Annotated in this window: 25 protein-coding genes and 1 pseudogene; 20 read left to right on the forward strand and 6 right to left on the reverse strand. The window is 51.3% G+C overall.

The window, feature by feature from the left end:
• Positions 1-18 precede the first annotated feature (18 nt).
• The 5 genes from PKO01S_RS00490 (at position 19) to PKO01S_RS29700 (ending at position 4,024) form a co-directional block, all read left to right on the forward strand.
• Positions 19-1,428: an MFS transporter gene (locus tag PKO01S_RS00490; RefSeq protein WP_218031440.1), complete on the forward strand. Its 1,410-nt coding sequence runs from the start codon at positions 19-21 to the stop codon at positions 1,426-1,428.
• A gap of 277 nt (positions 1,429-1,705) precedes the next feature.
• Positions 1,706-2,524 (forward strand): oxidoreductase, encoded by an 819-nt coding sequence (locus tag PKO01S_RS00495; protein ID WP_127529319.1) that lies wholly within the window; start codon positions 1,706-1,708, stop codon positions 2,522-2,524.
• Between the two features lie 29 nt (positions 2,525-2,553).
• Positions 2,554-3,237 (forward strand): NAD(P)H-binding protein, encoded by a 684-nt coding sequence (locus PKO01S_RS00500; RefSeq protein WP_127529320.1) that lies wholly within the window; start codon positions 2,554-2,556, stop codon positions 3,235-3,237.
• A gap of 27 nt (positions 3,238-3,264) precedes the next feature.
• Positions 3,265-3,921 carry a TetR family transcriptional regulator gene (locus PKO01S_RS00505; RefSeq protein WP_127529321.1) on the forward strand — a complete coding sequence of 219 codons (657 nt, stop codon included), beginning with the start codon at positions 3,265-3,267 and terminating at the stop codon, positions 3,919-3,921.
• A 37-nt stretch (positions 3,922-3,958) separates the two neighbouring features.
• On the forward strand, positions 3,959-4,024 hold the full coding sequence (locus tag PKO01S_RS29700) for an IS3 family transposase (protein ID WP_407669607.1): 66 nt from the start codon (positions 3,959-3,961) through the stop codon (positions 4,022-4,024).
• 22 nt (positions 4,025-4,046) lie between these two features.
• On the opposite strand, the gene PKO01S_RS00510 is transcribed toward PKO01S_RS29700, so the two are convergent.
• The 5 genes from PKO01S_RS00510 to PKO01S_RS28615 form a co-directional block, all read right to left on the reverse strand.
• On the reverse strand, positions 4,047-5,285 hold the full coding sequence (locus tag PKO01S_RS00510; protein WP_127529322.1) for an RNA polymerase sigma factor: 1,239 nt from the start codon (positions 5,283-5,285) through the stop codon (positions 4,047-4,049).
• Positions 5,286-5,566: 281 nt separating this feature from the next.
• A complete protein-coding gene (locus PKO01S_RS29705) occupies positions 5,567-5,647 on the reverse strand; it encodes a hypothetical protein (RefSeq protein ID WP_127529540.1) in 81 nt (26 codons plus the stop codon).
• Entirely contained in the window at positions 5,648-5,770 is a 123-nt protein-coding gene (locus PKO01S_RS29575; RefSeq protein ID WP_281278820.1) for a hypothetical protein, read from the reverse strand.
• 316 nt (positions 5,771-6,086) lie between these two features.
• Entirely contained in the window at positions 6,087-6,413 is a 327-nt protein-coding gene (locus PKO01S_RS00525) for an NIPSNAP family protein (RefSeq protein ID WP_127529323.1), read from the reverse strand.
• Positions 6,414-6,566: 153 nt separating this feature from the next.
• Entirely contained in the window at positions 6,567-6,872 is a 306-nt protein-coding gene (locus tag PKO01S_RS28615) for a hypothetical protein (protein WP_164779403.1), read from the reverse strand.
• Between the two features lie 114 nt (positions 6,873-6,986).
• Here PKO01S_RS28615 and PKO01S_RS00530 point away from each other — a divergent pair, with 114 nt between their 5' ends.
• From PKO01S_RS00530 to PKO01S_RS00600, 15 genes are all read left to right on the forward strand, one after another.
• The gene (locus PKO01S_RS00530) at positions 6,987-7,565 is read left to right on the forward strand and encodes an MmyB family transcriptional regulator (RefSeq protein WP_127529324.1); all 579 of its coding nucleotides are present in this window, start codon (positions 6,987-6,989) and stop codon (positions 7,563-7,565) included.
• Between the two features lie 699 nt (positions 7,566-8,264).
• A complete protein-coding gene (locus PKO01S_RS00535; protein ID WP_174818528.1) occupies positions 8,265-9,059 on the forward strand; it encodes an ABC transporter ATP-binding protein in 795 nt (264 codons plus the stop codon).
• A 4-nt stretch (positions 9,060-9,063) separates the two neighbouring features.
• Entirely contained in the window at positions 9,064-9,888 is an 825-nt protein-coding gene (locus tag PKO01S_RS00540; protein WP_127529325.1) for an ABC transporter permease, read from the forward strand.
• Positions 9,888-10,766, forward strand: coding sequence for an ABC transporter permease (locus tag PKO01S_RS00545; protein WP_127529326.1), 879 nt, complete (start codon positions 9,888-9,890; stop codon positions 10,764-10,766). The genes PKO01S_RS00540 and PKO01S_RS00545 overlap by 1 nt, the downstream gene beginning before the upstream one ends.
• 85 nt (positions 10,767-10,851) lie before the next feature.
• Positions 10,852-11,907: an ABC transporter substrate-binding protein gene (locus tag PKO01S_RS00550; RefSeq protein ID WP_127529327.1), complete on the forward strand. Its 1,056-nt coding sequence runs from the start codon at positions 10,852-10,854 to the stop codon at positions 11,905-11,907.
• 122 nt (positions 11,908-12,029) lie between these two features.
• The gene (locus PKO01S_RS00555) at positions 12,030-13,496 is read left to right on the forward strand and encodes a CoA-acylating methylmalonate-semialdehyde dehydrogenase (protein ID WP_127529328.1); all 1,467 of its coding nucleotides are present in this window, start codon (positions 12,030-12,032) and stop codon (positions 13,494-13,496) included.
• Between the two features lie 21 nt (positions 13,497-13,517).
• A complete protein-coding gene (locus PKO01S_RS00560; RefSeq protein WP_127529329.1) occupies positions 13,518-14,882 on the forward strand; it encodes an aspartate aminotransferase family protein in 1,365 nt (454 codons plus the stop codon).
• A gap of 26 nt (positions 14,883-14,908) precedes the next feature.
• Positions 14,909-16,225 carry a M20 family metallo-hydrolase gene (locus PKO01S_RS00565; protein WP_127529330.1) on the forward strand — a complete coding sequence of 439 codons (1,317 nt, stop codon included), beginning with the start codon at positions 14,909-14,911 and terminating at the stop codon, positions 16,223-16,225.
• Between the two features lie 38 nt (positions 16,226-16,263).
• Positions 16,264-17,688, forward strand: coding sequence for an NAD(P)-dependent oxidoreductase (locus tag PKO01S_RS00570; RefSeq protein ID WP_246070387.1), 1,425 nt, complete (start codon positions 16,264-16,266; stop codon positions 17,686-17,688).
• Between the two features lie 57 nt (positions 17,689-17,745).
• On the forward strand, positions 17,746-19,032 hold the full coding sequence (gene preA, locus PKO01S_RS00575; protein WP_127529331.1) for an NAD-dependent dihydropyrimidine dehydrogenase subunit PreA: 1,287 nt from the start codon (positions 17,746-17,748) through the stop codon (positions 19,030-19,032).
• A gap of 3 nt (positions 19,033-19,035) precedes the next feature.
• Positions 19,036-20,469, forward strand: a complete 1,434-nt coding sequence (gene hydA, locus PKO01S_RS00580) for a dihydropyrimidinase (RefSeq protein WP_127529332.1) — start codon at positions 19,036-19,038, stop codon at positions 20,467-20,469.
• Positions 20,466-20,693, forward strand: a complete 228-nt coding sequence (locus tag PKO01S_RS00585) for a hypothetical protein (RefSeq protein WP_127529333.1) — start codon at positions 20,466-20,468, stop codon at positions 20,691-20,693. The genes hydA and PKO01S_RS00585 overlap by 4 nt, the downstream gene beginning before the upstream one ends.
• A gap of 378 nt (positions 20,694-21,071) precedes the next feature.
• Positions 21,072-21,470, forward strand: a complete 399-nt coding sequence (locus tag PKO01S_RS00590) for a winged helix-turn-helix transcriptional regulator (RefSeq protein WP_127529334.1) — start codon at positions 21,072-21,074, stop codon at positions 21,468-21,470.
• A gap of 15 nt (positions 21,471-21,485) precedes the next feature.
• The gene (locus tag PKO01S_RS00595; RefSeq protein WP_127529335.1) at positions 21,486-21,884 is read left to right on the forward strand and encodes a DoxX family protein; all 399 of its coding nucleotides are present in this window, start codon (positions 21,486-21,488) and stop codon (positions 21,882-21,884) included.
• Between the two features lie 73 nt (positions 21,885-21,957).
• Positions 21,958-22,374 (forward strand): VOC family protein, encoded by a 417-nt coding sequence (locus PKO01S_RS00600; RefSeq protein ID WP_127529336.1) that lies wholly within the window; start codon positions 21,958-21,960, stop codon positions 22,372-22,374.
• A 165-nt stretch (positions 22,375-22,539) separates the two neighbouring features.
• Here PKO01S_RS00600 and PKO01S_RS00605 read toward each other — a convergent pair.
• Positions 22,540-23,856: pseudogene (locus tag PKO01S_RS00605) on the reverse strand (multicopper oxidase family protein); the annotation flags it as partial.
• Positions 23,857-24,103: the final 247 nt, after the last annotated feature.

Here is a 24,103-nt window from a genome sequence, read left to right on the forward strand (position 1 = left end):
TAAAAGGGGGCTTTAATTTTGGGAAAAGGGAATAGCAAAACAAGGAGCGGGTGGGTCCTGCTCCTTAGTTCAATCGCAGCGTTTATGGTCGTACTAGATACGTCGGTCGTATCCACGTCATTGAGTACCATGAAGCGGGAGCTTGACGCTTCGCTGGAGATGCTAGAATGGATCGTCAACGCTTATATCCTCTGCTTTGCCGTGCTCTTAATGACCGCCTCGGCTCTTGGTGACCGGTTCGGAAGACGTCTTGTGTTTGCGGTGGGCATCGGCGTGTTTACGACTGCATCTGCTGCTTGTGCCATGTCTGGAAGTCTAGGGTGGCTGATCGCCTTCAGGGCCATTCAAGGCGTCGGAGCCGCGTTAATCATGCCGTTGTCCGTCTCTCTCCTAAGCGCTGCATTCCCGCCTGAGCAACGGGCGAAGGCAATGGGACAATTCAGCGGCATCATAGGGTTGGCCGTTCTCGCAGGACCCGTAATAGGCAGCGCCGTCACCGAAGGGATTGCATGGCCATGGATATTCTGGCTGAATGTACCGATCGGAATCTTATTGTTAACGGCATTATGGAGTCGAATCAGTGAGAGCCATGGGCCGAATATTGCGCTGGATATCAAAGGGCTTCTACTGTTGACCTGCGGTGTACTTGGACTGGTATGGGGAATGATTCGAATCGGAGGAGGCGAGACTTGGTACAACTATGAAGTCTTGCTGCCGGTAGCAATGGGCCTTATCTGCATACTGCTGTTTGTCGGCTGGGAGCTCCGCGCTCTTCATCCCATGCTGCCATTGCGAATGTTTCGTTCTCGTTCTTTTTCTATGGGCAACGCAGCGAACTTTCTGCTATATACTTCGTTGATTAGTGCCTTGTTCTTCATAGCTCAATACTTGCAGGTCGGGCAGGGCTATAGCCCGTTAGGCACAGGTCTGAGAATGCTGCCATGGACCTCAATCGCTTTTGTTATCGCGCCGGTCGTCGGTAAACTGGTCAACCGGCTAGGAGAGAAGCGACTAGTTGTCTATGGGCTCTTCATGCATACGCTCGGCATGTTGTGGATGGGGATAATTGCAGCGCCGGGCACCCCTTATGGAGCCCTCATCGCGCCGATGATCATCAGCGGTTGTGGTTTGTCGATGGCGCAGACGTCAACGATGAGTGTTGTGATCGGATCAGTCGCACCGATCGAAATCGGCAAAGCGTCCGGCATATTCAATATGCTTCGTCAGCTTGGGAGCGTGTTCGGTATTGCGGTTCTAGCCATCGTATTCGCTGCGAACGGCGATTACACCTCCGCTCAATTGTTCACCAATGGATTTGCCCCGGCGATCCTTGCATCTGGTGTACTATCGCTGGCTGGGCTCTTCGTGGGAATGGCACTGCCTGGGCGGAAGCGCAATCTTGATGCGAACAAGGAAGAGATGGCTTGATGTTGCAAAAGTAGGTCTGTCGGTCAAAAGCTACAGGATATACAAGTCATGAAAATGATTGAACCAAGAAAATTGAAGAAGACGCCGGGGGAGTTGCCCGGCGTCTTTGAACCCTAGTACGAGCGTGCTCTCCGTTAACCTTAATCCTGTGCCGCATCCATGTTCATGTAGTTAATAGCCCACAGGTGGCCATCAAAGTAAGTAAGTGTGTTCCTTTACAATTGACCATGGGTCACTTATAATTGACTTTAGGTCAATTATATACGGAGGAACAAACATGAGAAAAAAAGTTGCACTTATTACAGGAGCTTCTGCAGGTATTGGAAAAGAGACTGCAATCGATTTGAAAAATAGAGGCTTTATCGTTTACGGCGCTGCTAGGCGGACGGAAAAGATGGAGGATCTTTCCGATCGAGGAATACACACAGTTTCTTTGGATGTAACAAATGAAATGTCTATGGTGAATTGTGTGAATGAAATTCTTGAGAAGGAAGGACAAATTGATATTCTCGTCAACAATGCAGGCTACGGTTCGTTCGGAGCGGTAGAGAATGTTCCGATGGAAGAGGCTAGACGCCAAGTAGAAGTTAACCTTTTTGGACTTGCTCGTATGACCCAGCTTGTATTACCAAGTATGAGAAAAAACCGATTCGGTAAAATAGTTAATGTTTCATCCATGGGTGGAAAGGTGTGGACATCTTTTGGCGGGTGGTACCACGCAACCAAGTTTGCCGTTGAAGGATTCTCTGATTGTCTTCGATTGGAAGTCGAGCCGTTTGGCATAGATGTCATCGTAGTGGAGCCAGGTGGAATCGCAACTGATTGGGGAATTATTGCCGCTGAGAATCTTCGGAAGGTATCTGTTGACGGTGCATATGAGCAAGTAGCAAATAAGTCGGCTGATAATATGGTTAAGACTTACACCGGAACTCTTCTCACAAAGCCAGAAGTCATAGCTCGCTGTATTGGTAAAGCTGTATCCGTCAAAAGACCGAAGACACGATATCTGATTGGTTTTGGTGCGAAGCCAATGGTATTTCTAAAAACTATATTTAGTGATCGTATGTTCGACAAAATCATCAAACGATTCAGTTAGAAGCACTCGATGCTACGGAGGACTATTTTATGATAAAACACCAAGGTGCCACAGCTATCGTGGCAGGTGCGACGGGACTCGTCGGACGAGAACTCGTAAACATGCTGCTGAATCATCCCGCGTACAATCGCGTAGTTGTACTTGTGCGTCGAGAGATCGGATTGTCTCATCCTAGGTTGGAAGAGCGCCACATTGTGTTTGACCGCATGGAGAAGGACGTGGAGGGGGAGTTATTTAAGGGCGCGGACGTCTTCTGTTCGCTCGGAACGACGATTAAGCAAGCGGGCAGTCAGGAAGCGTTTCGCCGCGTCGACCATGACTATCCTTTGTCGCTAGGACGGGTGGCTCGCCAAAATGGTGCAGCAAGCTTTATAATCGTATCAGCTATGGGCTCGTCTGATCGGTCGAGAATGTTCTACAACCGAGTAAAGGGAGAAACAGAACGGGATCTGGCTCTCCTTAGGCTCTCACGTCTTGTTGTGCTGAAGCCTTCTCTCATGTTCGGTGACCGTACAGATAAGCGTCCTGGTGAACGTGCAGCAATAGTTATTTTTCGATTGTTCGGCGCTCTAATGATCGGGCCGTTTGCTAGATACAAAGCAATCAAGAGTCGGAAAGTGGCTCAAGCGATGATCTTAGCCGCGCGAAGAGAGGGACCGAGTTTGGAAGTTTTAGAGTCCGAGGAGATATCCGCACTTGCTGCATCAGTATGACCCTTGGATTGAGTTGGAGGAAGATGTATGGCAAAACGTGCCATGACGGATGAAGCAAAAGCCTTGAAAGTTCAGGCGATTCTTGATCAAGCAGCGAAGATGTTTATATCAACAGAGTACAATCAGATTAAAATGTCTGATATAGCTAAAGAGATGAATGTGTCGAAAGGTATTTTGTTCGTCTACTTTAATACAAAGGAAGCATTATTTTTTAACCTGCTCTGTAGGGAGTATGAAAAAAGGCTTGTACGTCTTACAGAACTGATAAGTGAGACACCAGTAAAAAGTTTCGGTGACTTTAAACGTCTTATTATGACTGAACTTAATGAACTCGTAGATCAAAAGCCGTTATATATTCGCTTAGAAGCAATGCGCTCGGCTGTGTTAGAAAAAAACATTGATGCTGAATTGCTCTTGAAGATGAAAACAGATCTGTACTCAAAAATGATGGAAATGACATCTCTAATCTGTGAAAATAGTAAGTTAACGAAGAGCGATGTGATGAACATCTTCCATGCTCAGGCATCTATTATTATCGGGTGTAAGTTGTCGGCAAGCTACCCTGTAGAACTATTGAACCTCGTTGAGAAGAATGGTCTGGCTGGTTTTAAGCGAGACTTTAGAGCAGATGTCTTATCGACTATGCAACGATATTTGGATGGATATACCCTATGTGTAGGATGACAAGAACATATATCGTAAACCGACGGCAACACGGAGCATTAAGGCCAAATTGAAAGGCATGAGCCCAGTGCAATACCGGAACCATGCCTTTCAAGTAGCCTAAGGTCAAACATCAACAATAGAATTTAACTTGGCCTAGATTTTAAATATTGCACCCACTTCGCGTGCAGCTCAGCTTCTGATAATTGAAATGCGCCCTGAAAATCAGTGGCATTGCGTATGAATTTGTTGAGCGCATCTGAACTGAAAGTATGGAGGAGGTATTCTACAATCAAATTCGAGAATCCATATCCTCCTATCTTCTCAAAATCCCAAGTATCATCAGTTAATGCTTGAAAGCTAGGGACGGCATCATTTCGAATCGCTTCTGAGGTGCTGTACTGGATATAATCTTCTGACATTTGTTTGGCTTCATGTCCGCTGAGTCCATGAGTAAGCCATTTCGGTGCCAACGGATTGATATCTTTCACTAACCACATCGTAAACAAGCCTATAGTGTGTCGTAGAACCGATTTATACGTATGTTCAGGGCCTGGGTTTAGTGGGGATACGATCTTAATTTTGTTGTGTTCATAGGTACCCATGAACCAATCAGGCGCATCTGGTTCGCCTATTGCTTGATGAAAAGTGGACAGATCGGGATAGATTTCGATAGCGATTTTCTGAGAAGGCCGATGACGATAGGTTGCAAGAATTCGATCTACATTGTTTTTCAGCTCTTCAAATAAGTCATGGTATACCTTGTTCATACCATCATTCTTACTGGACGCCTCGCTTTTATCCACAATCAATATCAGTTCTTTGATAGACATGATTGTAATGTCACCCCATTCTTTTAATTCTTTCTTTAGTTTGTTTAAGGCACGGTAAAGTCTATTCTTTACCGCGCTTTCAGGCATTCCGATGATTTTGGATATTTCCAATAAAGTGCAGTCAACAAAAAAGCGCAATGATATGATTTGCTGGTCTAATTCATTCAATTGAGCTAATGCAGCAGTAATATCAATACGGATATCGATAGATCTAGCTATATCGAGGGAAATCGATTGGGACTGAAAATCGATATCTTCGTGCACTATTTCTTTATTTCGTGATCTCGTACGATACTCGTTCTTTACAATATTTTGCGCGATTTTGAATATCCAAGTAAATAAACTGGAGTTATGATTAAATAAGCGAAAGTTTTCCATTGCTTTTAAGAAAGCTTGTTGAGTTAAATCATCGGCTGCTGCCGAATTTGTCTTTACTGCGATATAATTTCGAATTCGCTCTCGATATTGATCATAGACGGCTTCGAAATGCTGAAGTTGCTCCTGTTCCTCCGGAAGAACAGGGATTTTCGTTTTGTCCTGAGCTCGTGACACCTGTAGTACCTCCTCCTGAACTTACAATTCATTAGACACCGAAGGGAGGTAAAAAGCCACATCATTGTAAAATAAATTTTCAAGACGACATTCCACTGTATCTAAACCCCGAATTAATCTATCAATCCAACAGGAAAGGAGAGCTACGTAAGATCATGACAAGAGGTATAACGGACTCGTCAATGAAGAACCGCAAGAGCTCTGATCCACTTCGGGCATGCAACTAAACAGCCTTAGTCCGGTGAGATTACCAGGCTAAGGCTGTCTGCATGAATTAGAGATTAATCATAGACAAGGCGGATTTGTAGCGAGATAAGTTTACGTGATTGACCTGTCGTACCTGCAACGGCTCCGTCGCGCACCTAATTTTTGCCATCCAATACCTTCAACGTTGGCACGATATTCGACATGCACGCCTTCCATATTCTGAAGAACGATACGAATGGCTTCCATACGACGATTTTGAACGATAAATCCATTGCCATAGGATATTCCATCTGCGCCGGTGCCGACGGGCAGCCCGTCTTTCACCCAACTAGGTGACCAACCATAATCTTGAAAGTGAGCCAGGTAAGAGATGTGGGCGTTGTAGCAGGTAGGGGACCATTAAGATTGAACCGATATCTTACATCCTGATTGTGCGCTAGAGGCAAGGCGACGTCTGGCATCGCCTGCATCGGCTTGTCGCGATTAATTGCGGAGCCGACCTTCGGAAAAAGAGCCGGAACGCTGCGAGCTCTTTGCATGCGGCGTTTCCCGCTGCGGTTCGATATAGATCGGTCACGTTGAATAGGGCTTCATTCATGACTTGGCCGTGAAGAAGGCAGCATTCTTCATGAACAGGCTTTCCAGCTTTGCCACTAGCGGACCGTCAAGCTCCGATACCTGCCTGATCGTTAACCACTCCGGATCGCTGCGGAAGCGGTCGTAGTTCAGGTTGCGGGTCTCCATGTCTTCATGCTCGACGAGATAATATAGCCGATTCTCGGCTTCGTCCCAGTCTTCCCAGAACTGCGTCACATTCATGCCGTGCTTCGCGAACAAAGCAAGGACATGGTCCCGGAACCGATCCTGGATCGCCTTCATCTTGCCTGGGTGAATATGATAAATCCGCAATTCGTACAACATGGTTCTCGTCTCCTCCTATGTTGCTTTTTGTTCGAAATTCTACCTTCTAGCAGATAAGAAGTCAACCCTGAGCTGCATAAACGTATTCGATAGACGTTTTGGAGATAGCTAGCTCGAGATATAGGGTCGGAGAAGTATCAGAGTTTTTTATTTCTATGAAAAATCTAATGATTGTATATCCCTTTTCCCGAATGCGCCTATTTTAGCATGAAAAAGACCGATCAGAAGGACGCCTAGTGATCCGGAGATCCATGTGGGAATGGGGTACTGCTTAACATCTGCAAGGAATACGAGTAAGACTGTGACGTTAAGACCTGCCCATCCTGCCACAAGATTCGGAAGAGACGAGTTTCCAAAGACGCAAGGATAGGATTCTTTGGTTATGCCCTTTACAAAGTGTGGAATAGAATTAGCACCAAACACCCCGGCCAAAAAACAAAGAGCGATGTTGATTAACATTGAAATCTTCCTTTCGTTAATAAATAATGTTCGAAATTTAGTATGCCACCTGAGACGTTCTGATACATGGTGCCAAAAGTAACAGGCTAATGGCTGAAGGAGGAATCGAAGCGGATGGGTACAGATGGGCATCGGTTGAAAGCTCTAGGAGACTTCATAAAATCTTGCCGTACTAGGCTCACTCCCGACAACGTCGGACTGCCTTCCGGCTATACCCGGCACGTCTGCGTCTGCTGGAAGTCAAACGATTACTCCGGTTTGAAGAAAATAATCGACGACATCACTTATCCGGCTATGGTAGTCAACAATAGAGCAGATGTTCTTGCGTGGAATACAGCGGCTTGCGACTATTTTGTCGATTTCTCTACGTTGCCTGATAGGGAAAGGAATATGCTCTGGCAGTGGTTTGCGAACCAGACCTTTCGAACCCGAATTGCCAATTGGGAGGAGCGCTCACCATATGCTGTTGCCTTATTCAAAGGTATTTGCGACAGATATGCTGGAGATCCCACGATCTCGCAGTTAATAGACGATTTAAAGCAGGTGAGCGCGTATTTCGCTGAGCATTGGACTCATCATGAGGTTAGACAAAAATCAGGGGGAATTCTTGAGTTTTTATTTTCCGACGGCGATAGTAGCATAAATCCATATTTCTCAAACACGTCAATTGCTTCGATGGTCCAAAGTCAATGATCGATGTGTAATAATAACTAACACAAAGTATCTATTTCTACTGTAATCGAAGGATATAAGTTGACTTATGTAATGAAACATGACATAGTTTTTAATATCAATGAGGGAGAGAGTGGGACTTCATCACGAGGGGGTAGGGAGAATGTAAGGACGATTACCAAAACATGTCTATGAGTAGTTGGCTATATTAGAGAATTGGCCGAACGCCTCCAAATTACACCTCTTGCTTGTCTAGAGTGGATTCAGCGTTGCGCAGAACTAAGACAAGTGTGCCGCACTCCCAATCCAAACGACAAACGAAGCGTTTTAATTGGTCTTACGGATGATTCGACGAGGCTTCTTGACGATTAATCCGAGATTCATATGGAAGAACTAAGCGTGCAGATATACTAGCATTCGACCTTCAGAAATAACAAAAATCGGAATAAGGCCAACCGATCAAATTGGGAACTCGCCTATCAGGCACCTACCATAATATGCAGGACGGCATTGCAGTAGAGCTTGTTGTCATACATAAAATCGATGCCGATATATATATGCTTGAACAATGCTTGACTCCACGCACAAGAAAACAACCTATTCTTCCACATCCCGTCTATCCATCCGGATTTCTAAATCGCAACCTAACGGTAAGATCGTACTTATTGAAACAATTGAATATTAGGCTGATTAAACTAATGCGGCGTAGGAGGGGTGCTGATGGCAGTCGTATCTACAATCCCGGACTCGGTGATTCAATCAGAGATCGAGCTTACCAATGTCAGCATGCGATATCAGGCATCCTCGGAAGATCTGGCCCTGCAGGAGGTAGGTCTCCAGATTCAGAAGGGAGAGTTCGTCTCGCTGCTAGGTCCGTCGGGCTGCGGTAAAACAACGCTCCTCCGTCTGATGGCAGATCTCATTCAGCCGACGAGCGGGACGATAACGGTCGCGGGCGGCACAGCCAGAGAAGCGCGTCTTGCACGTAAGTATGGCATCGTCTTCCAGCATCCCACCCTGTACGATTGGCGTAAGGTACGTCACAATGTCATGCTTCCGCTAGAACTTGCGGGCATGCCCAAGCCGCTGCGCAAAAGCCGCGCTGATGAGCTGCTCGAACTGGTCGGGCTCTCGAAGTTCACTGACCATTATCCGTGGCAGCTATCCGGCGGCATGCAGCAGCGGGTCGCCATTGCGAGGGCGCTGTCTATGGAGCCGGAAATTCTGCTCATGGATGAACCGTTCTCGGCGCTGGATGAATTCGCGCGGGAGCGACTGAACGAGGAGCTGCTGTCGATCTGGAGCAAGGTGGGCAGCACCGTCGTCTTCGTCACGCATAGCATCCCCGAAGCGGTGTTCCTATCCGACCGGGTATTCGTCCTCTCGCCGCATCCGGGCCGTCTCTCGGCAGTCGTTGACATTACGCTCCCAAGACCCCGAACGGCTGACGTGAGAGGGAGCGAAATGTACTTCCGGCTCATTGCCCAAATCCGCGATAGTTTCGAAGGAAGGTGAGCGGATGGAGGACAGCATAAGGAAATCAATCCGCGTTCGGAAGGCGGCCGATTCACTTCCGATCGTCGTCTGGCTGCTTGCTGGGGTGACGATATGGGAATTGACCTCATGGCTTCTTGTGTCGGCACATGTTCCATTGGCACAATCGAGGCTTCCTTATCTCCACCGGGTGTTGGAGGCTTTCATCGATTATTGGCCTTCGCTATGGCGGGAAGGGCGAACGACCTTCGCTAACGCAGGGATCGGGTTCGCGCTGGGCGGTCTGGCAGGGGCCGCGCTAGCGTTGTTCATGAGTATGTCCCGCTGGATGGAGCAACTGGCCTTCCCATATGCGATTGCCTCTCAAATGATCCCCATCCTGGGACTTGCGCCAATTCTATATGGGATCGTCCGCGATGAAGCTGCCGCTCGTATGCTGATCGCAGGCTATATCACCTTCTTCCCAGTCGCGCTCAATATGCTTCGCGGGCTCCGCAGCATCTCTCCGTCAGCATTGGCTTTGATGCATGCTTATGGCGCCGGATCTGTTGCGTGCTATTGGAAGCTCCGTATCCCGGCCGCGCTGCCAGGCTTGTTCACCGGATTAAAAATCGCCGCACCGCTTGCTGTAACCGGTGCGATTCTGGTAGAGCTGATGGGGGCACAGCACGGAGTAGGCGTCATTATGCTCCGCAATCTCTATTATGGCCCGTCTCATGTGTACTTGTTCTGGTCCACGGTTGTGCTTGGCGCAATGCTTGGCATACTTGCGTACGGCATAATCAGCGCAGCTGAGCGTCTGCTCACGCCGTGGCAGCCTGAATTTCGCATAAAAGGGGGAGGAACCTGATGGAGCTGCCATCCGCTGGCGAATCCGAACAACCGGCACGAATCGTGTACGAGACGCCCCCTGCACGGCAGCCGCTTCAATCCTCCAACAATCGCGGTTGGCTGCATGGATCAGCCTCGGCTGCCCAACGTATGGCTATTCCACTGCTAGCTTTCGTGTTGCTGCTGACACTCTGGCAGTTGGAGGCGTTGCACCGGCTGCTGGGCCTGCACACCTATCAGCTTCCGCTGCCGTCGGCCATCGCCTCAGCGATAAGCGACAACGCTGCGCTGCTGCTCGATTATGCGGCGTATACACTGACGGAAGCTGTGATTGGCCTGCTGGCTGGTGCGGCAGCTGGATTGGCGGTCGCACTGGCAGCAACCGCATGGCCAAGATGGGGCGCACCGGGCATCGTGCTTGCGGCTGCGTTGAACGCCGTTCCGATTGTGGCGCTTGCGCCCATTATGAACTTGTGGTTCGGCGGCGGCATCGGTTCGCGCTCAGCTGTTGTGGCGATCGGCACGATGGCAGTCATGGCAATCAGCGCGCATAAGGGGATGCGCAGCATCGACCCGCTTGCTATCGATTTAATGCACAGCTATGCCGCGAGGAAACGAGAGGTGTTCCTGTATCTGCGTCTTCCCGCGAGCCTCCCCTATATTGCTGCTTCGTTCAAGATCGGCACGACCGCAAGCATGATCGGCGCTATCGTCGGTGAATTTTTCTTCTCCTCGAAGGGACTTGGTTATCTGCTCTCCAACTCGATTAAGATCACCCGTATGCCGCTCGGCTGGTCCTGCATCGTCATTGCCGCTGCCGCAGGCGTTCTGTTCTATCTGCTCGTTGAATCACTAGAGCGTCTGGCGTTACGCTGGCATCCATCGCAGCGGGATTAGTCCGAGGTACGGTTTATATAGAATCCAGCGGGTCCCCCCAGGGAACTGCGAGGTACAATTGCCGTCGATAAGGAGAGGGTAGGAGATGGAGAAGAGAAGAGGAAACTTGCAGAGGATCATACTGGCGTGGAGCATGATAGCGCTCCTTGGACTGCTTGCAGCCTGTGGAGATAATGACACTAGCAAGGAAGACGACGAGGGCGGCAAAGCAGCAGATCTGGTAAAGGTGAAGCTGCAGCTGAAGTGGGTACCGCAGGCCCAATTCGCCGGCTATTACTTAGCGCAGGACAAAGGCTATTACGCAGACGAGGGACTTGAAGTGAAAATCGTGCCTGGCGGACCGGATATCGTGCCAGAGCAGCAAGTAGCGAATGGCGCTGCGGATATCGGAGTTGATTGGGTCGCCAGCCTGCTGGCAAGCCAGGAGGCAGGGCTTCCGATCGTCGAAATTGCACAGGTGTATCAGCAAAGCGGTCTAGTGCTCGTGTCCAAGAAGTCAGCGGGAATCGCGACCCCTGCGGACCTTGCGGGCAAGAAAGTCGGCAACTGGATGGGCGGCAACGAGTTTGAGATACTCGCGCTGTTCGACAAGTATAAACTTGATCCGAACAAGGATCTCTCCTTCGTCAAACAGGGCTTTACGATGGACCAATTTCTGGGCGGGCAGCTGGATGCAGCATCCGCGATGACCTATAACGAATATCCGGTCGTGCTGGAGCAGGGCATTAAGGCAGAAGAGCTATCGATCATCGACATGAATAAGGAAGGCGTTGCGATGTTGGAGGACAATTTGTTCGCGAACCAAGATTGGCTGGCAGCTAACAAGGAGACGGCGGTGAAATTTGTCCGTGCATCGCTTAAAGGCTGGAAGGATGCGATCGCAGATCCAGATGCGGCTGTCGACAGTGTCATGAAGGTCGCGGAGGAAGGATCAACGACGCGCGATCACCAAGTGACAATGATGAAGGAGGTCGCCAAGCTCGTCGCACCGGAAGGCTTCGACCTTGCCAAGCTTGGCGTCATCGACGAAGCGAAATTTAAGCAAACGGCGGATATCGCCCTGCAATTCGGCGTTATCAAGAAGCCGGCCGATCTTACCAAGGCCTATACAACAGAGATAGTTGAGATGGCGGGCAAGTAGGCGCTTTATCCGACATAAGTTAAAGTAGACAACTAGCGCGATTCGGGAGAGGTGTCCTTTGTTAAACGTCAGAGGCGCCGCCCGGATCTGGCAAGAATGGGGATGCGAAAGGAGAGACTGCGATGGCGCTGACCGAACAACCGGTGAAGCTGCGCAATATGATCGGAGGCGTATGGGTGGAATCCCGCGACTCGGTGTATGAGGATGTGTATAATCCGGCGACAGGAGAGATCATCGCACAAGTGCCTTTGTCGACGGCGGACGAACTAGATGAGGCGGTGGCGGCGGCGGCGCGGGCGTTCGGAGAGTGGCGCAAGGTCGCCGCGCCGAAGCGAGCGCGCTATCTGTTCCGGTATCAGCAGCTTCTCTCTGAGCATATCGAAGAGCTCGCCGCTCTCATTACGAGAGAGAACGGCAAAAACTTGGAGGAGGCGCTCGGCGAGGTCCAACGGGGGATTGAATGCGTCGAATTTGCCGCAGGTGCGCCGACACTATTGATGGGAAGCCAGCTGCCGGACATCGCCTCGGGCATTGAATCCGGCATGTACCGCTATCCGCTCGGCGTAGTAGCAGGTATTACACCTTTTAATTTTCCGATGATGGTGCCGTGCTGGATGTTCCCGCTTGCCATTGCCTGCGGCAACACGTTCGTGCTTAAACCATCTGAGCGTACCCCGCTGTTGGCAGGCCGATTGGCGGAGCTGTTCATTGAATCCGGCTTCCCGCCGGGAGTGCTCACTGTCGTGCATGGGGCGCATGCCGTCGTGAACGCGATACTGGAACATCCCGATGTACAGGCGATCTCCTTCGTTGGTTCTCAGCCCGTGGCGGAATATGTGTACAAGACCGGCACCTCACACGGCAAACGAGTGCAAGCGCTCGCAGGGGCCAAAAATCATTCCATCGTGCTCGCCGATGCCGATCTGGACAATGCGGTACGCAATATTACGGCTGCCGCCTTCGGCTCCGCCGGAGAGCGTTGTATGGCCTGCTCGGTCGTAGCGGTAGTGAATGAAATTGCGGATACGCTTGTTGCGAAGCTGGTGGAAGCGGCCGACGTTATTACGATCGGGAACGGGCTGGAGGAGGGCGTATTCCTTGGGCCGGTCATCCGGGCGTCGAACAAGGCGCGAACGCTCCGTTATATCGAACTAGGTGTGGCGGAGCAGGCTGAGCTCGTTCGAGACGGCCGGCTTGATGCGGCAACGGCAGGGAATGCAGGTTACTTCGTCGGGCCGACGATCTTCGATCGGGTGAAGCCGGGGATGACGATCTGGAATGATGAAATTTTCGCCCCTGTGCTTGCTGTTGTACGGGTGAAAAGTTTAGAGGAAGCCATCGCCATTGCCAATCAGTCGGTTTTCGCCAACGGTGCCTGTCTCTATACGGACAGCGCGCGAGCGATTCGCACCTTCCGGGAAGAGATCAACGCAGGGATGCTCGGCGTCAATCTCGGCGTCCCTGCTCCGATGGCGTTCTTCCCGTTCTCCGGATACAAACAATCCTTCTATGGCGATCTGCATGCCAACGGCCGCGACGGCGTCGAATTTTATACGCGTAAGAAAATGATCACTGCCCGTTATTCCTAACCGCAGAGGAGCTGAGCCGTTATGCCCGGCGTAGATGATACCGATACGAAGGCGCTGGCCGATAAAGACCGCCAGTATTTGTGGCACAGCATGTCTCCCTACAGCGAGCATGACCGGCCGATGATTGTAACAGAAGCACAAGGGGCTTGGATTACGGACAGCGAGGGCAATCGGTACCTCGATGGGATGTCCGGCCTGTGGTGCGTCAATGTCGGCTACGGTCGGCGGGAGCTGGCGGAGGCGGCTTATCAGCAGCTCGCTACGCTGCCCTATTATCCGCTGACCCAGAGCCATCGGCCGGCAATTGAACTAGCGGAGAAGCTCAGCGAATGGCTCGAAGGCGAATACGTGGTGTTCTTCTCCAACAGCGGCTCGGAAGCGAATGAGGTCGCCTTCAAAATCGCCCGACAATACCAGGAGCAGATTGGCGAGCACAACCGCTTTAAGTTCATTTCGCGCTACCGTGCTTATCACGGCAGCTCGCTCGGCGCGTTGGCGGCGACCGGTCAGGCGCAGCGCAAATACAAGTATGAACCGCTGGCCAGCGGTTTCCTGCATGTCTCTCCTCCGGACAGCTACCGCCGCCCGGAGGGCATTAGCATAGAAGCATTCAACCGGCAATGTGCCGACGAGATTGAGCGGACGATCGTATGGGAAGGGAAGGAATCGATCGCTGGTGTCATTATGGAGCCGGCCATAACGGGCGGCGGCGTCATCGTTCCGGACGATGCTTACCTGCCGCGCGTCGAGGCCATTTGCCGCAAACACGGCGTGCTGCTCATCATCGACGAGGTCATCTGCGGCTTCGGACGATCCGGTTATAAGTTCGGGCATCAGAATTATGGCGTGAAGCCGGATATTATTACAATGGCTAAAGGACTGACGAGCGGCTATTTGCCGCTGGCAGCAACGGCTGTGCGCAAGGAGATTTATGAAGCGTTCAAGGACCCTGAAATGTATAGCCATCTGCGCCATGTGAACACCTTCGGCGGCAATCCAGCGGGGTGCGCGCTGGCTTTGGCCAACCTGAAGCTGATGGAGCGAGAACGTCTGGTGGAGCGAAGCTTCGAGCTCGGTGCGCGGCTTCGAAATGCGTTGGAGCCTTTGCGAAGCCATCCGCTCGTCGGAGACATCCGAAGCTTCGGCTTCCTGCTTGGCATAGAACTGGTTGCTGATCAAGGGACGAAGGAGCCGGCAGGGGTCGATATCGTGAAGCGAATTATCGGCGCCTGCAAGCGTTCGGGTCTCATCATTGGCAAGAATGGCGACACGGTAGCTGGCTTCAACAATGTGCTCACGATCAGCCCTCCGCTGTCGTGTACCGATAACGATGCAGCGTTCATCGTGGAGACGATCATGCAGGTGATGGCGCACGAAGCTGGATAGATGAATCTCTTCGTGTCAATGTCATTATGCGAATAGAATCGAGCCAATTTAGGTTGGGAGGGATAGGTGTGGAAGCACTCATGATTCATTCTCAGCGCATGGAAGCACGGATTATGGCACTTGCCGAGATTGGGAAAATCAGCGAAACCGGTGTGCGCAGGCTGGCGCTTTCCCCGGAAGATTTGCAGGCGGTTCTGCTTGTGAAAGGATGGATGGAGGAGGCCGGCCTTACGGCCCGGATCGATGCATTCGGTAATTTGATCGGCCGCTTCGAGGGTGCTGACCCAGCTGCGCCGGCAGTCATGATGGGCTCGCATATCGACACGCAGCCCTATGCCGGCCGCTTCGACGGCATCATTGGCGTTATCGGAGCGCTTGAGGCATTTCAGACGATGCGCGAGCAGGGAATAACGCCTGCTGTTCCCATTGAGGTAGCAGCCTTTTGCGATGAAGAGGGCTGTCGGTTTAATAAGGGGCTGTTCGGCGTTCGCGGAATACTGAATCAGCTGGAGGAAGGGGAATTAGCTCGCACGGACAAGGAAGGAATCACTCGGCTGGAGGCACTGATCGCCTTCGGCGGCGATCCCGCCCGATTCGCGGAGTCGGTCTACCCACCGGGCAAGGTAGGCGCATTCTTGGAGCTGCATATCGAGCAGGGCCCGGTCCTGGAAGCGCTCGGCGCGCCAGTGGGACTTGTGACGGGAATCGCAGGTCCGATCTGGTGGACGGTCGATCTCTACGGCTTCGCCGGTCATGCCGGATCGGTGCCGATGCCGATGCGCCGGGATGCGCTTGCCGGGGCGGCACGGATTATTACGGGTCTGCAACAATTGGCTAGCCGTGACCCGCAGGCGCCAACGGTCGGAACGGTCGGTTCCTTGCAGGTTTTTCCGGATTCACGGAATATAATCCCCGAGCATGTACGCTTCACCATCGACCTGCGCGATATCGATCTCGCCCGGCGTGACAGACTGGAGCGAGAGCTGCGGCTGCTTATCGATGAAGCAGCGGATGATAATGGGCTCACGTACGAGATTCGAGTGGATACGAACAGCGAGCCGCGATATTGCGCTGAGCGGATAAAAAGCGCCATTCGCGATTCGGCCGCCGAACTTGCGCTGACGCTGCCAGAGCTGATGAGCGGCCCATTCCACGATTCGCTGGCGATGTCCAACTACTGCGATTACGGGATGATATTCGTCCGATGTCGTGAAGGGATTAGCCACAATCCGAAGGAGTTCTCCTCGCAGGCAGATATCGCGCTTGGCTGCGAGCTGCTGTACCGGACCGTTCTGCGGCTATGCTCGGCAGGCTCTCCAGCTGCGCTTAACGACTCCGCTTGACCAACGCGGCTACATATCCGTATGGGAGGGATCAATGGATGGAACGACGAACTTCGAATGGCATGCTGGACCCAGAGCTGATCGCCCGTAATTTTGCAGAGGTTGAATGTGGATTGACGCACAAAGCCGCAATCGAGGAGTCGAACCGCTGTCTGTATTGCTACGATGCGCCTTGCATCCGCGCTTGCCCAACGGGCATTAACATCCCTTCCTTCATTAAACGGATTGCAACCGACAATCTCAAAGGAGCGGCAACTACGATTATGGACGCCAATCCGGTTGGCGCCACCTGCGCGCGCGTCTGTCCAACCGAGGTGCTGTGCGAAGGCGCGTGCGTGCTGAATCATGCTTCCACACCGATCATGATCGGCAAGCTGCAGAGATATGCGACGGATTGGGCGATTGCAGATGGCCGCCCGCTGTTTCAACCTGGCGCAGCGAACGGCCGCCGCGTCGCGGTCATCGGCGGCGGCCCAGCCGGGCTGTCCGCGGCCAGAGAGCTGGCGCGAGACGGCTTCGCCGTAACGGTCTATGAGGCGAAACCGCTGGCGGGAGGACTGGATACGCACGGCATCGTCTCGTTCAGACTGCCGCAGTCGATCTCTTTATGGGAGGTCGAGCAGGTCGCAAGACTTGGCGTCGATATCCGAACCAGCGTGAAGGTCGGAGATGACCTCCCGGTGGAGCAACTGCTGCAGCAATACGATGTCGTCGTACTCTCTGCTGGGATGGGCGATGTGCCTCCTCTTGGTATTGAGGGCGAGCAGCTGGAAGGGGTATACGACGCAATCCGTCTTGTCGAGTCCACCAAATCGGACACGCATTCCTATCCGGAACTGGCAGGAGCGCGCGTTGCCGTCATCGGCGCGGGCAACACAGCCATTGATGCGGCCACCTGTTCGGTCCGGCTCGGCGCGGAGCACGTCCGGATTGTGTATAGGCGGACGAAGGCAGAGATGACGGCCTATGCGTTCGAATTTGAATTCGCCAAGCAGGATGGCATTGAATTCAACTGGCTGACCAATCCAGTGCGAATCATTGGCGATGAACAAGGCCGGGTCACGCATTTGGAATGTGTGCGGATGCAGCTGTCCGAAGCAGGTACAGATGGCCGCAGGATGCCGATTCCAATCGAAGGATCAGAGTTCCGTATTCCTGTCGATGCGGTCGTGACAGCGATTGGCCAGAAACGGCGTGTTGCACTGATTGAGAAGCTCGGCTTGACGCATGATCGAGGGGTAGTGACCATTGACCGCTCAACCTTTCGAACGAGCAATCCGAAGGTTTACGCTTGTGGAGATATTGTGTTCGGAGCCGGTCAAGGCGAAGCGATGGTCGTCTCTGCAGCTGAGCAGGGCAAGCGTACGGCGCAGGCCATCTCTCTCTTCTTCACGCAATTGCTGGATTCAGAAGCGGAAGCGGCGGCTGATGTGGTCGAAGTGCACGAGGATGCGGCGATGTAGGCAGACTTTACCTAGATCAAGCTTCTTTCTGAATAAGAAAGCAAAGGGGTTGGAAGCATGGCTGACTTACGCGTTAGCTTAGCAGGCATTGAAGCGCCGAATCCGTTCTGGTTGGCTTCTGCCCCGCCGACCAACACCGGCTATCAGGTGCAGCGCGCTTTCGAGGCAGGGTGGGGCGGCGCCGTATGGAAGACACTCGGAGAACCGATCATCAATACCTCCTCGCGATTCGCGGCGGTGCACTTCGGCGGACAGCGCGTCGCTGGCTTTAACAATATCGAATTAATTACCGACCGGCCTCTGGAGGTCAACCTGAAAGAAATTTATGAAACGAAGAAGAAATTTCCGAACCATGCGCTTGTTGTATCCTTGATGGTCGAGCCTAAGCGGGAGAAGTGGCATGAGATCGTCAAGCGGGTGGAGGATGTCGGAGTCGACGGGCTGGAGCTCAATTTCGGTTGTCCGCATGGAATGGCGGAACGGGGAATGGGCTCAGCCTCGGGCCAGCAGCCCGATCTGGTGGAGATGCAGACGATGTGGGCGAAGGAGGCAGCAAGTACGCCGGTCATCGTTAAGCTGACGCCGAATATTACAGACATCACGGTGACCGCCCGTCATGCCGTATTGGGAGGCGCAGATGCGATCAGCATGATTAACACGATCAACTCGCTGGCCGGGGTCGATCTGGACTCGTGGCAGACCATTCCCCATGTTGCGGGTAAAGGCGCGCATGGCGGTTACTGCGGACCTGCGGTGAAACCAATTGCGCTCAATATGGTCGCGGAATGCGCCCGTCATTCGGATATCGGCGTTCCCATCTCCGGAATTGGCGGTATTGCGACCTGGCAGGATGCCGCAGAGTTCATGTTGATGGGAGCCAGCGCGGTACAAATATGCACGGCAGCGATGCACCACGGCTTCCGAATTGTGGAGGAAATGATCGATGGACTGAATCATTACTTGGACAATAAGGGGATTGCCTCTGTAAAGGAACTGGTCGGCAAGGCGGTTCCGCGCTACTCCAAATGGGGCGACCTGGATCTAAATTACCGCGTTGTGGCTCGCATTAATACGGAGACGTGCATCAACTGCAACAAGTGCTATATCGCCTGCGAGGATACGTCGCATCAGTGCATTGATCGACTGACGAGTGAGAGCGGCCCTTATCTGCAGGTGCGCGAAGAGGATTGCGTCGGCTGTAACTTGTGTTCGATCGTTTGTCCGGTTGATGGCGCAATTGAGATGGTTGAGGCGGAACCGGCCGGAGCGCCTATGAGCTGGAATGATCGAATGCGTACGATGGCGAATCTGAATGCCGGCAAAGCGGGAATGGAGGCGAGGTAAGCGATGAGGAAGCTGATAAAGAACGGTACGGTCGTCACTGCAACGGACAGCTACAAAGGCGATATTCTGATCGAGAATGGCATCATTGCCAGCATCGGTGCCGAACTTTCGGATGATGACGCTGAAGTAATCGATGCTGACGGCTGCTATTTGTTCCCTGGCGGCGTTGATCCGCACACGCATTTGGATATGCCGTTCGGCGGCACCGTGACGCGGGATGACTTCGAGAGCGGTACGATCGCTGCGGCGTTCGGCGGCACGACGACGATCATCGATTTTTGTCTTACAACCAAGGGCGTGCCGCTGAACGAATCCGTGGCGGCGTGGCACGCCAAGGCTTCCGGCAAAGCCGTGATCGATTATGGCTTTCATCTTATGGTCGGCGAAGTGAACGACAATGTGCTGCTGGAGCTGCCGCAAATCATAGAAGAAGAAGGCATCACCTCGCTCAAGGTGTTCATGGCGTACAAGAATGTGCTTCAGGCGGATGACGGCACCCTGCTTCGCACGCTTCAGCTTGCGCGCCAGCAAGGTGCGCTGGTCATGGTACACGCTGAGAACGGCGATGTGATTGCCTATCTGATCGACAAAGCGCTGGAGGAAGGCAACACCGATCCGATCTATCACGCGCTCACGCGCCCGTCCGTACTGGAAGGCGAGGCGACGGGACGAGCGGTCAGCTTGACAGAGCTGGCGGATTCACAGCTCTATGTCGTCCATGTCACTTGCGCTGAGGCGGTAGAGAAGATTGCGGAAGCCAGGCGCAGAGGCTTACGGGTATATGGTGAGACATGCCCGCAATATTTGACACTGGATGTGTCTTATCTAGAGAGGCCGAACTTCGAAGGAGCGAAGTACGTCTGGTCTCCTCCATTGCGGGAGAAGCGTCATCAGGCCGTCCTGTGGGATGCGCTGTGGAACGGCTCGCTGCAAGCCGTAGGGTCGGATCAGTGTTCATTCGACTTCAAAGGGCAGAAGGAACTGGGACTTGGCGATTTCTCCAAAATCCCCAACGGCGGACCGACGATTGAAGACCGGTTCAGTCTGCTCTACTCGGAGGGCGTAGCGAAGGGACGCTTAACCGTGAACCAATTCGTCGACATCATATCGACCACCAGTGCGAAGCTCTTCGGGCTGTTCCCGAAGAAAGGGACGATCGCCGTCGGCAGCGACGCAGACCTTGTCATCTTCGATCCGTACGCGCAGCGTACAATATCCGCGGAGACGCATCATATGCGGGTAGACTATAACGCATTCGAGGGAATGGTCGTAACCGGAGAGCCAGTGACGGTGCTTGTGCGTGGCGAATTCGTCGTCCGTGACAAACAATTCGTAGGCACACCGGGCAGCGGGCAGTACTTGCGGCGCAGCCGATTCGGCCAAACCGCGAACGTTCCGCCGAAAGCGGCGGAGACGACAGGGAGTGTTGGCCCATGAGCGCGTACGCAGCGTTCCTCGAAGAGAAGCGTGCGATTGACCAAACGCTGATCGATGGTTATCGGATCGTGGGCATCAGCGAGGATTTGGATGGCTCGGCTGTAACTTTCACACGCGGCGATACGGCCGATACGGTCGAGCAAGCCCGGCTGCAACTGTTGACAGCGGATGCGCGCAAGTATGTGGTGACGCTGCTGATAACTCAGATGAATAGGACTGGATAAACAACACAAAAAGCAGTACGCAAGATGTCTAGTGGCTACAAATGCGGCATAGTTGCGAGGTGTTTTATTTAAACGATAGAAGTTCTTATCCGATGTCAGATGACAAATATATTATCCGAATGAAGTCCGCTTTAAAGTGCGGGCTTTTTTGGATTAGGTTAGATTGTTGTAGGTTGACAAGAACGTATATCGTTTGCCGAATAGGGACAAGAACGTATATCGTTAGCCGTGGAAGAAGTACGGTTATGTGTTGATACATTATGGAGTAGTACGTTTTACCATACTAAGTACGTAAAAAAATAGCACTTATGAGATTCGGTATAATTTGGTAAAGTAGGGGTAAGAGATTCGTAATTTGCGTAGTAAGGAGTTGAACTCTTGGATTCGGATAGAAATCAATCGTATCGGACACAGGGAATAGTGACCACATTGCAAGTTATAGGTGGAAAATGGAAACCGTTGATACTATTTATTTTGATGAAAGAGGGAACCAAACGTTTCGGTGAATTGAGACGCAAGCTTCCTGAGATTACACAAGGCATGCTTACCAATCAGCTCCGTGAAATGGAGAAAGACGAACTGATCGATCGGCAAGTGTTCCAGACGATCCCTCTAAAAGTCGAATATTCGTTGTCCGATCATGGAAGAACACTAAGTTCCATTTTGACCGACATGTGCGGTTGGGGGTTTTTCCATATCGAATTTATGAATGATACTAATGACGCCGACGAAATTAAACGGCAAACTATTTCAGACAAAAAAACAAATGGTAGTTAAAGGAGTGTTTGACTAATGAAATGGATAGTACGCATTTTGCAAGGTTTAGTTGCGTTAGACTTTCTGTTTGCAGGAGCATCGAAGATATTCTCGAGTAGCGACCAAATCAAGGAGTTATTCACCGACATTCTGGGTACGCCAGCCGCGTTGATCTACATCGTCGGCGTTTTCGAAGCGCTGGCAGGGCTGGTTCTTATCGCCGGCTATCGCAGCCGTAAGGCAGCAGTAGCATCGATCATTGTCATGATCGCTATCTTGATCGGTGCGACCGTGACGAACCTCACCGCAGGCCTTGTGGGGGATGCCATGGTTCCATTCGCGATCTTGATCGTAGTGCTCCTCCTCTTATTCCTGAAGCGTGATGCGCTCAAAGGTATTCGTAAGACAGGAGCCAATAGTTCGGTCTCCAAGTAATTTAGTATAGAGATTGAGCGCTTGGAAAAAAACTCTAAACGGATTATAAATAATATAGGATGAGGTGGCCAAAATGGCGTATCAATCAACTCACACGTTCGTAAACCTGCCAGTGAGAGACTTGAACCGGACAAAGGAATTTTTCAGCAGTATCGGCTTTGAGTTCAACCCCCAGTTCTCTGATGAAAATTCGGCATGCCTAGTGATCAATGACAACACGTGTGTTCAGCTACTGACTGAGTCGTACTTCCAGACATTCGTCAACAAACCAATAGCTGATGCTGTTAGCGCCGCTACTGGGATTATCGCGCTCTCCGCTAACAGCAGAGCCCAAGCGGACGAACTGGCGGACAAGGCGCTAGCTGCGGGGGGGAAACAGTACAAGGAACCGGCGGACCATGGCTTTATGTACGTGAGAAGCATCGAGGATTTGGACGGACATCTGTGGGAAATTGCCTATATGGACATGAGCGCTTTCCCTCAAGAGTAAACATCCCTGTTAGGAAGCAGGGCAGGGAGTATTAGCGAATCGTGCTAACGGGACGGGAATCAATAGGTTGAATAGCAACGTAACAAAGCTGCCGGTGTAAGATCGTTATGTTGTAACGCCATGAGAAGGGGAGCGGATTATTCCGCTCCCTTTACTGATACGTTATTATTCTGGCATATTTCCGGCGTTCGGGTCTGCAATGAAATCGGTTTTATAATCCGAATAACTTAGTTCAGTCACCATTCCTGCAGAGGCATGATGGAGATCGTGACAGTGGAACATCCAGTTTCCCTCATTATTCGCTTCGAAAGCAACCACATATTCATCTCCTGGCTTCAGATTCAAAGTATCTTTCATAAGCGGTGATCCTTTGAGCTGGGAGCCATTTTTGCTGAGTACCTGAAAAAAGTGGCCGTGAAGATGCATCGGATGGTCTTCCGTTTTGGAATTATTGATAAGTTGGACTTTGACCATATCTCCTTTTTTTACTTGAAGCGATCCTGTATCTGGAAATGTTTTTCCGTTGATCGTATAGACGGTTTTATTATTTATCGTTTCAGTATTTAAGTCCATCGAATATTCGACATCGTACTTTTGATCCAAAGTAAAAGCAGCCTTACCGGCTTCTCCATAACGAGTTAGATCTACAGCAGGGAGTTTCTCTGTATAATTCGATTTATCGGTTCCGACCTCAGAGCCCTCGTATACAATGGTCGCTCTCATGCCAGACGAAGCTTTATTCTGCAAGTGATCTTCAAGCAACCATTGTCCAGGATTATTTGCTTCAAATTCAATATCGTAGCGTTCACCTGGAGCAATCGTGATGATATTATCTTTCAACACGGCAGGATTGTTAATTGGCTGACCGTCAGTTGCTATTATCTTGAATTCATGACCATGAAGGTGAATCTGATGCGACAGATACCCTGCATTTATAAGACGGATGCGGACTTTCTCACCTTGTTTCACGGCAAGTTTGTCCACTAGCGAACCAGACTTTCCGTTTATCGTGAACAAATCATACATACTCATATCATCACCCATGTCCATTCCGCCATGGTCCATTCCGGACATAACCATTCCGTTGCTGATCCATTCATCTAAAACCAAGGAATAATCACGATCTGCTTTGATTTCGTCTTGCGCTTCTACGATGAATGTTCCATAGAGACCGCGGTCTAACTGGTTTACACTGTCCTGATGAGAATGGTACCAGTAAGTGCCTGGGACATCTGCTTTGAATTCATATGTGAATGTCTGGCCAGGCTGAACCGCATTCTGCGTTACTCCGGGAATTCCGTCCATCGCATTTGGGACCGGAACACCGTGCCAGTGAATGGAGATTGGCTCCGAGAGCTCATTTCTTAACTTAATTTTGACCGTATTTCCTTGTTTTACACGAATTTCTGGTCCTGGAACCGAATTGTTAAACGTCCAAACGGAAATCGTTTTTCGTTTTTTCACTCTCTTCCATTCCTCCTCTAACGATCTACTCGATCATTTTAATCGATAACTATGTAGAACTTATGTAGCTAAAGGAAATGCGAATTTTCTTCTTGAAATACCCCGAGGGGGTATTATATATTGTGGAAGTCTTGGCTTTGAGGTCGGAGGGACCATTTTTAAACCTGAGCAGCTTGCACTCCTCGGGACGATAATGGGGGAAAATGCTAAAATTGAACTTACAAACTTCAAGCAATTGTATGTGGAGATGGAAGAGGAACGATTA

The organism is Paenibacillus kobensis NBRC 15729 (assembly GCF_004000825.1).
Classification (GTDB): domain Bacteria; phylum Bacillota; class Bacilli; order Paenibacillales; family Paenibacillaceae; genus Paenibacillus_T; species Paenibacillus_T kobensis.